Source organism: Spiroplasma monobiae MQ-1, from assembly GCF_002865545.1.
Lineage (GTDB): Bacteria > Bacillota_I > Bacilli_A > Mycoplasmatales > Mycoplasmataceae > Spiroplasma_A > Spiroplasma_A monobiae.
The window spans coordinates 345,368-360,396 of the sequence record NZ_CP025543.1 but is presented as its reverse complement, the minus strand read 5'-3'; the positions used below and the strand labels follow the sequence as shown (position 1 = coordinate 360,396).

The following is a 15,029-nucleotide window of genomic DNA, read 5'->3' as shown; positions in this document are numbered from 1 at the left end:
TTAATCTCTTTCTACTTCAAAAGTAAAGTATTGCAAAAAAATTAGAAACAATCCATTTTCTTTGTCGGTTGGATATATGGTTCTTGAATGCATCTGAATATCAAGATTATCATATTTTTTGTTTTCTTTTTTTATTGATATACTTGTTGAACTCAAAGTATTTTTTAAATATGATACTGAATCATATCAAAAATAAAAATTACCGTTTATATATTCTTCTTTATTTTGTTTAAAATTTTCAGCATAATCAAAATATTTATCCAAAAACTCTTTTGTATTTGGATAAGTTTTATTAAAAACTCAATTTAAATTTTTGAGTTTAAATGAATTATAAAGTTTAGAAATTTTCTTAGGTCTTTTATAATAAATTTTTTTTGAATCTAAAATATTATCTACGACTTTTTTATTTGAAAAATGATATTCAAATGCATGGTCAAGTCATTGTTGTAAAAAATTACTTTTTGTAAGTTCATATTGAATATCCGACATTATACTTAACTTCAAAATCATTCTTTCATTTTTTGATAAATCATTTCTATACTTAATTCTAATATAGTAAAACAATATTTGTAATTTTTTCACTAACAGTTTATTTAATGTTCTAAATTTCTTAAGATATTCTAAGGTAAAAGTTCTTTTGTATATAGATTTATTACAAATAATTGGAGGGTATTCACTGTGTTGCAAAGCAGATCTTATAACTATTGAAAAACCCAATTGGCCATCTTTGTAAAATTCTATTCTTAAAGAATCATTAAAAGCTATGGTTTCTTCTGAATTTGGAAGTTGGAATTTCTTTTGGTTCCAAACAACTTTAACCTCTTCATCTACTTTGTAACTATTAGTTAAAACTTTAAATATATCTTCGTTAATTTCACAAATTCAGCAGTCGCCAAAGTGATCATTTGTTTCAATTTCATCTTCATAAGTTTTATACATACTATTGTTAACATATTTTATTGCTAATAAGTCTACATTTAATACTTTATCAAAATTATAAAATTCTCCAGTGGCATATGAACCGTGAGTTTTTATTTTGACTATATTTTTTAATTTTCTTTTTATAAAACTAATGTTTTTATCAATAAAATTTTTCATATTTTTATTGATAGAAACTCCTTTTAATTGGTTATTAATTTGTTCTAAATCTGTTGTAATTAATTTACTGAAATTTTTCTCCATAACTTAACCCTCTTTTTCATAACTTAAACAACTTAGTAAAAATAATGGTACCGTTTCTGCTCTCATTATATTATCACCTAAACTAACATTTATATATCCAAGCTTATTTAGTTTAATTATTTCTTCTGGTGATATGCCACCTTCTGGTCCAATTACTATGTTTATTGTTTTGAATTCTTTTGCAAGTTCACTTTTTAAAGTGTTTTTCTTTTCTTCTTCTCAACAAACCAGATTTAAATCTGCACTATATTTTTCAAGATCATTTATATTTCTAATAATGGTTGTGATATCTGGAATAGATGTTCTTTTAGACTGTTTTGCAGCACTCTCACAAATTGATAATCATCTTTGAATTTTGTTTGCTTCTTTTTTTTGATCAACTTTAACAACGTTTCTCTTAAATTCAACAGGAATTATGGTATCTACACCTAATTCTGTGGCTTTTTGAAGAACAAAATCTCACTTTTGCTCTCTAATTATGCCAAGTATTAAATTCACTCTATATTGCTTTTTATGATCTTGTATTTTGCTTACAATTTGTGCAAAACAAGTGTTATCAGATATTTGTGTAATTTCACACAAATATTTAGAGTTATCAAAAATACAAAGAATCTGTTCTTTTTCCCTTAATTTTATTACATTTTTTATGTGATGAAAATCTTCATTTTTAATTTCAAAAACATTTTTATTTAACTCACCTAAAAAGAAACTATTCATTATTCTACCCCAATCTCTATATATTATAATATAATAATATTTGAGGTGAATATTAATTGAATTCTATCATTTTTTGTTAGAGGGAGAATTAGCCGATGAAGAATACTGATGAAAATGATCAGCAAATTGATTTAGTTGATGAATTCAACCAAATTAATGTTGATTACGAAATCAGCAAACTTAATAAAGCAGGCAAGCACACAAGGTTTAAGAGTGAGACTCTAAAAATAACTCTTGTTAGTTTGTTACTAAGTATGTCCACAGCTGTTAGTATGATAAATGTTGTTATTCCTTTAGTTATTACGGGGGTAAATGTAGGATTTGTCTTAAAATATTTTATTATTGCTATAAGCTTTCAAGTGGTAGGAATATACTGGGGTATGACAATAGGTTTGTTAGATGGTTTACTTCAATTTCTAGTCTGAGGGATGAGTCCTTTATTTAGGTTTACATCCGGAATTGGATTGGCAATTTGAGTTTTACTATTTTGATTAATGTACGATAAAATATTCAAAGTTTACAGTAAAGGAAAATGTTTTAGCAGAAGCCTTTCACTAATAATTTCTGGATTTTTAGTATTTATTTTTGGTCCATTAAGTTCAGCATCTATAAATTTTATATGATCCTATGTCGAACTAGGAGAAATGTATGGTTTTATACAATTTATAAATTCTTGACTGGCCTTTATGGTATTTGATCTATTTGCAATAGTTTTATTCACACTCACTACCAATAGAATTCAATTACTAACAAATAAATTGCTTATATATAGATAAAAAAACCTGCTTATGCAGGTTTTTTTCTATTTTATTTCTTTAAGAATCTCTTCTATTTTATTAGCATTTTCTAAAGTTTTATCAAATTCAAATGTTAATTCTGGAACACTTCTCATTTCAACTTTGCTTGCTAAAATCATTCTGATTTCTTTTAAGTTTTCATCAATTTCAGCTTTTACATCTGCAAGATCTGCAGATGTATCCATACATGAATAAAATACTTTTGCATGACTCATGTCATTTGACAGTCTTACTTCATGAATTGTAAGTGTGTTTAAATATTCACAATCAGGAAATTCTCTTTGTAAGATTAAGTTTAATTCTCTTAAAATAGTTGATTGATTTCTCTCAATTTTAATATCGTTTGGCATAACTATTTCACCTCTTCTACCTTATATGCTTCTATAATATCATTTTCTTTTAAATCATTAAAGTTTTTAATTGTAAGCCCACATTCAGCACCTTCTTTTGCCTCTTTGATGTCATCTTTTTTGTTTTTTAATGATGATAATTCACCAGTATAAACTACAATTCCATCACGCAAGATATGCACTTTTGAGTTTCTTGGTACTGTACCACTTATAATTCTACATCCTGCAATAGTTCCTACTTGTGAATGCTTAAATAATTGTCTTACTTCAGCTTCTCCAAGTGATTTTTCTTCAAAAACAGGATCTAACATACCAGTTGCAGCTTCTGCAATTTCTTCAATTAATTTATAGATAATATTGTGAAGTCTTATTTCAACACCATCTTCTTCCGCTTTTTGTCTAACTTGAGCAGTAGGTCTTACATTGAAACCATATATCAAGGCATCAGATGCTAACGCAAGAGTAACATCACTTACAGATATTGCTCCAACAGTTGCTCTAATAACGTTAATTTTTACACCTTCAATATTAATTTTTAACATTGAGTTTCTAACAGCTTCAACAGTTCCTTGTGTATCTGCTTTTAAAATAATGTTAATTGATTTTAATTCACCAGATTCAATTTTAGATTTAATTGAATCAAGTGTAAATGTTTGGTTTTTTTGTCTTGCTTCATTTTGTTGTTTTTCAAATTGAGCTTTAGCAATATCTCTTGCCATTTTCTCTTCTGTAACAACGATAAATTTATCTCCAGCTTTTGGAACTTCATTTAAACCAAATATTACAGCTGGTTGTCCAGGTAATACTTCTTTTAATTTTGCTTTATTTTCATTTTCTAAATCTTTAATAGTACCAAAAGTACCTCCAGCAATAAGAATATCTCTCATTCTTAAAGTCCCTTCTTGAACAAGAACTGTTGCAATAGGACCTCTGTTTTTATCTAATTTAGCTTCCAAAACAGTTCCACGAGCAAACTTATTAGGGTTTGATTTTAAATCTTTAAGTTCTGATATTAATAAGATAGTTTCTAATAAAGTATCCAAACCTGTTTTTGCTTTTGCAGAACCTTCTATAAAAGGAATGTCTCCACCATATTCTTCTGCAACAATACCATAGTTCATTAATTCCATTTTAACTTTACTTGGATCAGCTCCAGGTTTATCAATTTTGTTTACAAAAACAATAATTGGAACTTCTGCTGCTTTGGCGTGGTCAATAGCTTCTTCTGTTTGAGGCATAACCCCATCATCTGCTGCAACAACCAAAATTACTATATCAGTAACTTCACTCCCTCTTGCTCTCATTTCTGTGAAAGCTTCATGGCCTGGTGTATCGATGAATGTAATTTTGTTTTCTTTTATTGTTGCTTGATATGCCCCAATATGTTGGGTAATACCTCCAAACTCTCCTTCAGTAACATTCGCATTTCTAATTGAGTCTAGCAATGTTGTTTTACCGTGGTCTACATGCCCCATAATTGTAACTATTGGGGGTTTGGCTTTTAAATCTTTTGGATCATCTTTTTCATTAAAAGTTTCAAAAATATTTTCTTTAGTTACTGTAGTTTCCTTTTTAAAGTCATAACCAAATTCAATACATAATTCACCCATTTGTTCTTCTGATAAAATTTGATTTTGAGTTACCATTGAACCATTTGTGAAAAATCACTTAACTATTTCAGCAGGACCTTTATTTAATTTTTTTGCAAAATCTGCAATTGATAATGGTTCTGTATAAACAAAAATACCATCAATTAATCCAGTTTCAGTTGTTTGTTTTAATTGGTTTTTTAAATTCGCGTTATGTGCTTTGGATTTGTTTTTGGCTTGTATTTTATTTTTATCATTTTGCTTTGTATTTTTTGCCATAATTACATCTCCTCTCTTATTCGACGTTTTTTAAAATTAACTTTACAAAGTTATCATCATTAACTCCAATGCTTTTAACATTATTTCTTCCAATAGCTTTATTCAATGTTTTAGAATCAAATAAATTATTTATTATTCTTATATTATAAAAATTAGCTTTATCGTTTATTTTTTTTAATTGTGATTTTCCCATATCTGATGTTGTCAATACTATCTTCACCTTATTTTGTTTGATGTGATCGAAAAGTTTTTCACCATAAACTAGTTTTCCAGCAGAGGAAATCATTCCTAATGAGCCTAGCAATTTTTCTAATTCTAATCCCAATTTAATTTTACCTCTTCTAGAAGTTTTTCATAGAATTCTTCATCTATTTTAGCTTTCAAATTTCTTTCTAAAGCTTTGGTTTTTTTAACTTTTTGAACAGCTTCGATGGTTGGTCTTATGTAAGCGCCTCTACCATTTGCTTTTTTAGTATTATCAATAAAAACTTCTCCGCTCTTATTTCTTACAACTCTAATAAGTTCAATTTTTGGATACATCTTATTAGATGCAGCATCTTTTCTAAGATTTAATTCTTTTGTCATTTAAAAACTATTTTTCGTAGTATGAATCGTAATCTTCATCACTACCAATACTTTCTTCAAATTCATAAGTAGCGTCATCTTCGCTTAAGCTTTCAAATGCTGCAATTGATGCTTGAATTTCATCAATAGATTTATCTTCTTCAACAAATACAATTTCTTCTTCAACTTCTTTTTTAACAAAGTTATTTTCTTTAACATAGTTTCCAGCAGTTTTTTCTCTTCTTTTATTTACTTTGTTTAAGAATTCAGGATTATTTAGTTCAGCTTCATCGATGTTTCCATTTCATTTGATTTCAATTTCTTTTTCTTTAGCATTTTCTAATGAAAAGATATTAATTTTCATGTTAACTAAATTAGCAACTAATCTTGCTGCCATACCTTTTTTACCAATTGCAAGTGATAATTGTTCATTAGGAACAACTATGAAACATTCATTATTTTCTTCGTCAATATCAATACTAATCACTTTAACTGGTGCTAATGAATTCATTACAAATGTTTTTTTATCTTCATTTCATAAAACAACATCAATTTTTTCACCATTTAATTCTTTAGTGACATTTTTAATTCTACTTCCTGAAGCTCCAACACAACTTCCTATCGGATCTACTCCTTCTTCGTGTGAGAATACAGCTATTTTAGCTCTATGTCCGGGTTCTCTTGCGACAGATTTAACTTCAACGATTCCTTCTAATATTTCAGGAACTTCTGTTTCCATTAATCTTGTTAAGAATTCCGGGTGAATTCTTGATGCTTGAATTTGTGAGTGTTTATTATCTTTTGAAACTTCTTCAATATAGAAACAAATTCTTTGATCAATATCAAAATCTTCACCTGGAATCATTTTTTTATTTCAAATAGGAATAATTGAACCTTCAACATCTACTAAGTAACTTGTTTCTGTAATATCCTTAACAAATCCACCAACTATTTCGTGATTTTTTGATAAGAACTCTTGGTAAATCTTATTCTTTTCACCTTCACGAATCTTTTGTTTAATAATTTGTCCAACTTGCATTATAGCAAGTTTTGAGAATTCTAATGTAAATTCCACTGGTTCATAAACATTATCTCCTATTGAAAGATTATCTCCATATTGTTCCTTAGCTTGATTTAAACCAATTTCCAATCATTCATCTTCTATTTTTTGAACAACTGTTAATTCTTTAAATACTTTGATTTGACCAGTGTTTTGGTCAATATCAACTCTAACAATAGCTTCTGGATCAAAGAATTTTTCATAAGCTTTTTGAAAACCTTCTCTAATTCCTTCTAAAATAATTTCTTTATCAATTTTTTTATCTTGAACGATTTCATAAATCGCATCCAATAATTGTGCACCATCTATCATGGCTTCTATTCCTCCTGTTTAAATTTAATAATTTGCCAATTTTGTTTTAACAAATAGAAAAGAAGACTTTCGCCTTCTTTTACTTAAATATGACTCTTTTATTATAACCAATAATCTGAAAAATACAATAAAATTATTTTTTTATAAATTAATAGTTAAATACCAAAGTTTCATGAAGATGCAACATTTGTTCTGTTGAAGTAAAATGATCTACTATTTGTAAAGCAAATTGTAAAGCACCCCCTATAGAACTTCCTGTAATAATATTTTTATCTGCAATTGCTGAAATATGTGGTTTTTTAATTGCATTATCTAAATCTTTTGTGCAACCTGGATAATGAGTTATTTCAATTCCATCAACCAATCCTAATTTTCCTAAGATTTCAGGAGCAGCACAAATTGCTGCAACAACTTTTTCTTCTTTTGCATGTTTTTCAATAGCATTCATTAAAGTTTCGTTCTCTTTTAGACGATCAACACCTTCTCTACCACCAGGTAAAACTAAACAATCATATTCTGAAAAATTAATTTCTCCAATTAATTTATCTGCTGTTAACTCGATGTTTCAAGCACCTTTTACTTGTTTTGAATCATTTATAGAAACTATATCCACAACAGGAAAACTTCCTTTAAATAATTTTTCTGCTCTTCTTAAAACATCAACAGTTGCTACAACTTCAGTATCTTCAAAACCGTTAGCAACAAAAATAGCTACTTTCGCCATATTTATTCCTCTTTTCTTTTTAATATTATACTACTATTTTTTAGTTATAATATTCATAGGTGATTTGAATGGGTTCAATTAAAAAAATAATAGGTTTTATAAGAATATTTAAAAAGGATAGAAATAAGGACATTTTCAAAGAAGATAACTCTTTAAAATTAGTTCATAATCAAGAAATTTTAAATATAAACGTAAGAACAGTACGTAGCCCTTCAAATAAATTTAGTTCTTTGATATTTAAAGAGAAATTTTCATCAGAAAATGGTTTCAGATTAATATACTCAAAAGGTTTTAACTCATTTGGTTTTAAAGAAAAAGTTGATGTAGTTTTTTGTGATGTTAAAAATCAAGTTATAGAGACTTATTCAAATTTTAGCCCTAACAAAATGACTAAGCACCATAGCAAAGCAGCTTGTGTTTATGTATTGGCAAATAATATGAATAAATTTTTAAACATAAAACAAAAAGACTTATTAAAATTAATGAAATAAAAATATATTTATTAACTAAATAGACTTGTGGCACCTATTGCTGAAGATATCAATATTCAAAGAGGAATATTGATAATACCAGTTAGAATGGTAAGTGCTCCTACATGTGAGGCCACTTTAGGCTCTTTATTGTATAAAATTGCATAACCAACTATAGTATTTGCTGTTGGTGATGCAACAATCGCAACACATAAAACAAAAGATAAAGATGTAATTCCAACACCAGTTGAAGTTCTTAATATTAAACTAAAAATAACAAATAAAATAATACAAAAAATTGGAGTTATTATATTTTTAACAAAAACAGTTCATCAAACTAGTTTTGATTTAAAAGCTTCTTTTATTTCGCTTTTTGCAAGTACAGATCCCATTGAAAATCATGCTAAAGGACTAGCGAGAGGTGCTAATATAGATAGAATTTGATTTACTCCAGGAATATATTTATCAATTCTACTAATAGAATAGTTTTTACCATCTGTTTTTATTAAATCTATACCAGGAATTAACTGAAATAATCATAAAAATATACCAACAAAAGTAGCTATTATAACTGGATTTTTAAAAACTTTAATGAGTTTTATGAAACCTTCTTTTTTACCAACAAGTGCTTTTTGCATTTCCATTTCATCAAAACGCTTTTTTTTCATAATATTGTCAGCTGCAGAATACATAAAAATTCAAAATCCAATTAAAAATAAAGAAGAATATAAGTCTATTTCTGCACTTTTCTCTATAGAAATCGCTTTAACTATCATAACTCCAAAATAAACAGCAGAAGAAAATGCAACACTCATTCCCAATGTATCTTGCAATGACTTTTGATTTCTGATAAAGAAGAACTTTGACCCAAAAGTTAAACTAGTATAAAAAATAATCCCAAGAATTGCTAATGCAATAGACTCTCCAATTTGTTCGGTATTTATATCTATTAAAAAACTCTTTAAAGCTAAAGCGGGTAAAGCAACATAAAGTATAATTTTAACTACAACTTTTTCTCAATCTGGAAATATTAAAGATTTTTTTTGAAATATAAAACCAATAAATATTACAAAAGTTGCAGCTATTAATATACTTCAAAAATTGAAATTAGATAGGACATCTAGCATTGCCTTTAATGAACTACTGTAAAACATCTTTTTCTCCTAGCAAATAATATTTCTTTTATTATAAACCATATAAAAAATAAAAAAAGAAAGTACCGCGACTTTCCTTATATTAATTTTTCAGTTTTTAATTACTTTAAAGATACTTAACTATTTAAATATTGTTGTTCCAATATCATTCATAGCTTCTTGTTTAACTTTTGATCAAAAGTTAACTGCTAACATTTTATCAACAGTTCTTCCTGAAATATGTAAACCATTAAAGTAGAAATGACTTTTGTTATATCTTAAACAAATATGACCAATAACAACAGCCAAGAAGTCGTTATTAGTTTCTATTAATTCTAAACCTGTTTTTTCTCTAAATTCTGGGTGCCCATATGTTTGAAACATAGCTTCTCTCATAGTTTCAATACCTGGATTCATTCATGTAGAAATTAAGTAATCCTTTAAGTCTCTTAATTTTTTTTGTCCTGCCGCACCTTGTGCTAATCAATGGTTAATAACTTTTTCTTCAAAAACTGTTGGAAATTTTTGAATTCCTTCAGCTAATGATGGGAAAAAATGTTGATATGGTTCAACTTCACCTTCTACTTCAAAATGCGCTAAAAATCAAGGTTCTGCAAAATTTACTACTCCGATTTGATCAGAATTTAATTGATATACTTTTTCACTCATTATTAAGACTCCTTTATTGTTTGATAAGATTATATCACACTTTTTTAATAATTCTAAACCTTAATTTACTAGAACAAAAAAAAGCAAAAAAGATGTTAAAACATCTTTTTTAGCGCATCAATAAAGAAGGAGCGACTTTTCTTACTTCTCTTGTTGTTATTGCAATTGATATCACAAAAGACCCCATTACCAAAATAATCGCCAATATTGGAGTTCATCAAGCAAAACCAAAAGGAATAGAACCTAGATTTTTACTTATTATGTTAAATAATATTAATATCACAAAGAAATTTAACATTACACCAAGCCCATAAAAAATAGTCGAAAGGACAGTCATGGTACCAAAAGTATATTTAATTATATTTCAATTTGAATAACCTATTGATTTCATAACCACCATAAATCTTCTATATTGATTTACATATAAATCGTTTATAAGTGTTATTGTAAGAATCATGACTATAATCAATAAACTTATTGCAATTGAAGATAATATTAAAACTATTGCTGACAACTGAAATATTAAAGTTTTTTGTTGACTTAGTAGTTTTGTAGATTCAAGTTGTAAAGCAGAAGCTCCATAGTTTGAACCATTAATTGTATCTGTACCTGATATTTTGTCTCTTGAAAAAGAAGCTTGAGTTGTTATGAAATAAGGTTCTTCTGCATTTGAATACATACCAGTATATCAAGAACTTGGTCTAATACTTCTTTCAAAATCATTTTTACCAAAAACCAATTCTTTAGAATTGTTTTTTGCTTCATCTTTGTAATAATTAATTGGGTCTAAATAGTTGTATGTATTTATATCAACGCCCTTATAAGAGTAACCTTCTCCTAAACTATCTTCATATTTTAAATTGAAAGGAACATATTTGGAAATTCCATAACCACTCAGTAGATTTATAATATTTTGATCCGCAAGAATTATTGAACTACCATAAACCTCTATAGAACCGCTCTTGTGAAAACTAATTTTATTTACATTTTCATTTTTTCAATTCATATTAGAATTACCAAAAGTTATTGGTCCGTCATTATCTCTTAAAGTTCTTGAATAAAAATTTTCAAACCCATTTGTAATACTTTCAATTGGTTCTCCAGATAAATTTTGACTTTCTCTTCTATAAGAACCTGATTGATCATAATAATATGAATACGGCTTTATTGCAAACCATTCTGTATTTTCAAAACTCTTATCTATTTTAGATCATGCTTTTTTAGTTGTTTCTGGAACAAAACCCTTTACATCACTTCCATCTTTAAATCATTTTGATGTATCTCTATTTCCCTTATTCATTAATTTTTCAAAGTCTTCTTTATAGAAAGCAGGGAAAAACATTGTTACATTATCATATGAATAATAAGGTCTAACCTCTAAATTCAATTCCTCACCATCTATTGTTGGGTTAGAAGTGAGATTATAAAATCCATAAGAATTATCCATTAAATGATTTTCTTCTACATTAATTAGGTTGAATCCTGTCTTCTCAAAAACAGGAGCATATGTGAATTTACTTGCCGATAAGTCAGTCATTTCAATATAACCGTGGTTTTCATCATTTTTTAATTTGTTTTCATTTTTAAGTCAATCACCATCATCATACATTCAAGCTTCATTTGGAATATTAACATTTCCATTTCTTAGAACTAGTCTTGATTTGTTTATTGTTGGATTATCTAATTTACTTCAATTGTTTTCTAAATCAAATTCCGCTTGTTGGTTCGAGATAACTGGCACTAATATTTCATGATTTTTTTCATCATAAAAACCTTTTATAGATTCTAGGTCAATTTTATCAGGGTTTTCACCATTTAAAAGCATTTTCAGTTGTAGTGCTTGATAATCGCTCATAAAAGTTTTTTCAAGATTAGCTTCATTTATTTTGTATGCACTTTGGGTTTTTTGAACACCAGTAATTTCTGTGCTTAATTTATTTTTTGTGCTTAAGTTTAGTTTAGTATAAAAACTATCAACACCAGGTATATATTTATTTATTTGTCATCCAAATTCAAAGTTATTTAATCTATTTTCTGATCTTGTGACATATTGTTTTAAATATGCTGGAGTTTGTGAAATTATTATATTAACTATTTGTTCTTTTCATTCTCCATCAGTTGTTGAAGAACCCTTTATAAAATTAGTTAATAAAGTTGGTAAACCATTTGTCAATAATCCAGAGATTTCATCAATTTTTTTGACTCTAGAATCTATGTCATTTTTAAATTCCTCTGATTCAGAATGAATTACTCATTCTATTATTTTTTGAATATCTGCAATGGAAACACCTTTACCCACAAGTTGACTTATGTTATTACCAAGCAAACTAGAAATAATAGATATTAATGAATTTTGCTCAGAATAATTGCTCTTTGTAGAAATTGTAGAATCATCAGTAATAGTTTCATATATTCATTTAGCAGTTAATTCTTCATTAGATTTTGATAATAATATTTGAGGTATTGCAGATGAGTCTGGGGATGGTGCAAAGTCAGTAATATTTTTAGAAATCATATTGATCCCTTCACCAAAGATGCTTTTACTATCGAATAAATTATTTTCATAATCATCTATTGGTTTTGTAGCTGATAATGATGTTTTTGATAAGGGTGCATTACCCATAACTTCTCTGTTTGCAAATGAATTAGAATAGTAAACATTCTTATAATAACTTCCTACCACATTTTGAACCATACCAGGAATTGTAAGTCCAAAAGAAACTAAAAAACCTGCAAAAAATACAGTTAAAGCCGATAATATTGTTTTAGAAAATCCAGAAATAGCTAATTCCAAACTGAACCTTCAAGAAAATGAACGTTTTCTTACAATTCAATTTTTTGTGTTATCCATCCATTCAATTCTTTTAATGTTATTAACTTTATTTATTATTTCTAAAGTTGGTCTTCTAATTAGGTTATATGCAGTTAAAAATGAAATTATACATAGTAACAAACCAAAAATAAGTATTGATATAGTTAAAGCTAATGGACTGAAATAAACAAGATTAGTTGTTCCCCCAACAAACTGTAAAAATATTTTTGCCATATACTCTTGAATTATAGAACCTAAAATTCAAGCAAACGGAGCAATAAAAATAGCAACAACAAAACCATATGCTAAATAAGATGAAGAAATTTCTCAACTTTTAGCACCCATAGCCTTTAATATTCCAATTTCTCCAGAGTTTAATTCAACCGTTTTTTTAACAGCGATTATAGTAGCTGTAATGGTAATTACAAATATTAAAACACAGAATATATAAACAAAAATTTTAAAAATACTTATTATTTTTGGTGCCATTGTTCAATTTAATTTTAAAGTACTTGAATCAAAATTTTTATAATTATCAATTAATCTGTTTTCAATTAGATTCGGCGTTTCACTTGTTATAAAAGAGTAAGAGTCATAAACCTCTGATATATTAGAGAAAGAATATGCCCTAAAATTATCTATGCTATACTGCATATCTTTTTTATTATTGCCTTTAAAAGTTAATAAAGAATACATAGTTTTTGTTGCTGTTTTACTTAGATCATTAGTTATTATTTGATCCAGGTTCTGCTTGTTAGCATATACTATTGCGCTTTTTTTGCTATTCGGCAGTGGATTCATTGTATTGCCCATTGGGTAATAAGTTAGTGGTTCAGTTGCAAAACCAGAAATAACAAAGTTATTTCCACCTATTTTTATGTTTTCTCCTATTTTATAATTATTAGCTTTTGCAAATTGATTATTTATAAGTATTTCATTTTTAGTTCTAGGCATATTTCCTTCATACAATGTAATTTTATCTTTTCAATCTGTTTCAATATCTACAATTCTATATGTAACTTCACTAATATTATCGGTAAATTCTACTTCCGCTCTTGCTTCATAATCAAAATCAAAAGCATCAGCAAGTATTTCCTGTTTTAAGAAATAACCTCTAATAAAATTAATTTCCTCATATCTATATTTTTTATAATTGTCTAAATCACTCATGTCAGCATTATGACCGAGAATATTATCCACACTCGAATTTTCAAAGTGTCTTAAATATTTTGTATTAAAAGTTTTATCAACACTCTTTTGGTTACCACTAATAACCAATTGTGTAAAACTACCTCTCATCCCTTTTTTAAATACTTCATTTCTTGAATTTAAATAGTTTCCTTCTGGTTCGAAATAGTTAAAAGAATTGTCTCATGGACCATTATTATTACTTACAATAAACTCACTATTTAAGTTATCGTTTTCATAACCACTTATTTTTGGAGACCTACCAAAAATTCATGTAAATATTGTTGATGCAAATGCTTTTGAATTTTCTTCACTTGTTTGAAAAGAACCACAATCATCTGAATAGCATAAAAATTGAAATCCGATTTCAGATTCTTTTTTGTTGAATTCTGAAATAAGTATTTCTCTATCTTTTTCACCATTCATAGTTGAAATAACTTCATTAATTCAATAAGCAGGATATTCTGTGGTTGATCTTAATAATTGTCTTATAAATGTTTCTAAAGCAAAATATAAGTATCTATTATAAATATCATTATCACTATTATCTTGGATCTTTCCTTCAAAATTATTCATACTAATTATTTTTTTATCTTTCAATTCAAAAAATAAAGTATTTTTTAAATAATTAGGAGTATCTTCATCAAAAAGATCTTTTAAATATTCTTCTTTAAGTTTTTCAATTGTAAATAAATAAAAATCTTTAAATGAAGCACTTGCAGGTGCAGGTTGAGAAGAATCTAAAATCTGATAAGTTGTAACATTTGCATACCAATTTATATGAAAAAATGGATCTCAAGATACGACATCTTTTGTTGCGTCGTATTTATAGTCAAAAATTGAAAATCAATATGCTGGATTCTCTAGTGTATTTAAAAATTTTTCTTCAACAGCAGCATCTTCAAACGTTCTTGTTAAAAAGGTTTCGCTATATTTTGGATTTTCAAAACTACTAATATTGTAATTTATGTCAATTGCTTTGTTTTTATTTTCGTTATTTGGATCATTTGAATCTTTTACATATAAAAATTCATTATTTAATATATCCATTGGAGCTATTATATTAAGACCCAATTCTTCAGAAGTGTTTGTTCCAATTGTTTTTGAGTCAACATAGCTAAATGGATTCATTTTAGACATTGCATTATTATAATCTTCATTAATTCTTTTTGTAACTGACAAT

At 27.1% G+C, this 15,029-nt stretch carries 13 protein-coding genes; 2 read left to right on the top strand and 11 right to left on the bottom strand.

Annotated features, from left to right (window positions below):
- Complete coding sequence (locus tag SMONO_RS01735; RefSeq protein WP_101780636.1) at window positions 1–1,182, bottom strand: hypothetical protein; 1,182 nt, start codon at window positions 1,180–1,182, stop codon at window positions 1–3.
- 3 nt (window positions 1,183–1,185) lie between these two features.
- On the bottom strand, window positions 1,186–1,899 hold the full coding sequence (locus SMONO_RS01730; protein ID WP_101780635.1) for an RsmE family RNA methyltransferase: 714 nt from the start codon (window positions 1,897–1,899) through the stop codon (window positions 1,186–1,188).
- Window positions 1,900–1,994: 95 nt separating this feature from the next.
- On the opposite strand from SMONO_RS01730, the gene SMONO_RS01725 reads away from it, so the two are divergent.
- Window positions 1,995–2,675 carry a hypothetical protein gene (locus SMONO_RS01725; protein WP_101780634.1) on the top strand — a complete coding sequence of 227 codons (681 nt, stop codon included), beginning with the start codon at window positions 1,995–1,997 and terminating at the stop codon, window positions 2,673–2,675.
- Between the two features lie 26 nt (window positions 2,676–2,701).
- Here the strand turns inward: SMONO_RS01725 and rbfA are convergent, their stop codons facing one another.
- From rbfA to SMONO_RS01695, 6 genes are all read right to left on the bottom strand, one after another.
- On the bottom strand, window positions 2,702–3,046 hold the full coding sequence (rbfA, locus tag SMONO_RS01720) for a 30S ribosome-binding factor RbfA (protein WP_101780633.1): 345 nt from the start codon (window positions 3,044–3,046) through the stop codon (window positions 2,702–2,704).
- 2 nt (window positions 3,047–3,048) lie between these two features.
- Window positions 3,049–4,914 (bottom strand): translation initiation factor IF-2, encoded by a 1,866-nt coding sequence (infB, locus tag SMONO_RS01715; protein ID WP_101780632.1) that lies wholly within the window; start codon window positions 4,912–4,914, stop codon window positions 3,049–3,051.
- A gap of 16 nt (window positions 4,915–4,930) precedes the next feature.
- Window positions 4,931–5,239 (bottom strand): L7Ae/L30e/S12e/Gadd45 family ribosomal protein, encoded by a 309-nt coding sequence (locus tag SMONO_RS01710; protein WP_101780631.1) that lies wholly within the window; start codon window positions 5,237–5,239, stop codon window positions 4,931–4,933.
- Window positions 5,230–5,499 carry an RNase P modulator RnpM gene (gene rnpM, locus SMONO_RS01705; protein WP_101780630.1) on the bottom strand — a complete coding sequence of 90 codons (270 nt, stop codon included), beginning with the start codon at window positions 5,497–5,499 and terminating at the stop codon, window positions 5,230–5,232. The genes SMONO_RS01710 and rnpM overlap by 10 nt, the downstream gene beginning before the upstream one ends.
- Before the next feature lie 7 nt (window positions 5,500–5,506).
- Window positions 5,507–6,850 (bottom strand): transcription termination factor NusA, encoded by a 1,344-nt coding sequence (nusA, locus tag SMONO_RS01700; RefSeq protein WP_101780629.1) that lies wholly within the window; start codon window positions 6,848–6,850, stop codon window positions 5,507–5,509.
- 148 nt (window positions 6,851–6,998) lie between these two features.
- Window positions 6,999–7,574 (bottom strand): DJ-1 family glyoxalase III, encoded by a 576-nt coding sequence (locus SMONO_RS01695; protein ID WP_101780628.1) that lies wholly within the window; start codon window positions 7,572–7,574, stop codon window positions 6,999–7,001.
- 68 nt (window positions 7,575–7,642) lie between these two features.
- On the opposite strand from SMONO_RS01695, the gene SMONO_RS01690 reads away from it, so the two are divergent.
- The gene (locus tag SMONO_RS01690) at window positions 7,643–8,065 is read left to right on the top strand and encodes a hypothetical protein (RefSeq protein ID WP_101780627.1); all 423 of its coding nucleotides are present in this window, start codon (window positions 7,643–7,645) and stop codon (window positions 8,063–8,065) included.
- Between the two features lie 11 nt (window positions 8,066–8,076).
- Here SMONO_RS01690 and SMONO_RS01685 read toward each other — a convergent pair whose 3' ends face one another.
- From SMONO_RS01685 to SMONO_RS01675, 3 genes are all read right to left on the bottom strand, one after another.
- Entirely contained in the window at window positions 8,077–9,198 is a 1,122-nt protein-coding gene (locus SMONO_RS01685) for an AEC family transporter (protein WP_101780626.1), read from the bottom strand.
- Between the two features lie 120 nt (window positions 9,199–9,318).
- The gene (locus SMONO_RS01680) at window positions 9,319–9,846 is read right to left on the bottom strand and encodes a hypothetical protein (RefSeq protein ID WP_101780625.1); all 528 of its coding nucleotides are present in this window, start codon (window positions 9,844–9,846) and stop codon (window positions 9,319–9,321) included.
- A gap of 109 nt (window positions 9,847–9,955) precedes the next feature.
- On the bottom strand, window positions 9,956–15,028 hold the full coding sequence (locus tag SMONO_RS01675) for an ABC transporter permease (protein ID WP_158637887.1): 5,073 nt from the start codon (window positions 15,026–15,028) through the stop codon (window positions 9,956–9,958).
- Window position 15,029 lies beyond the last annotated feature (1 nt).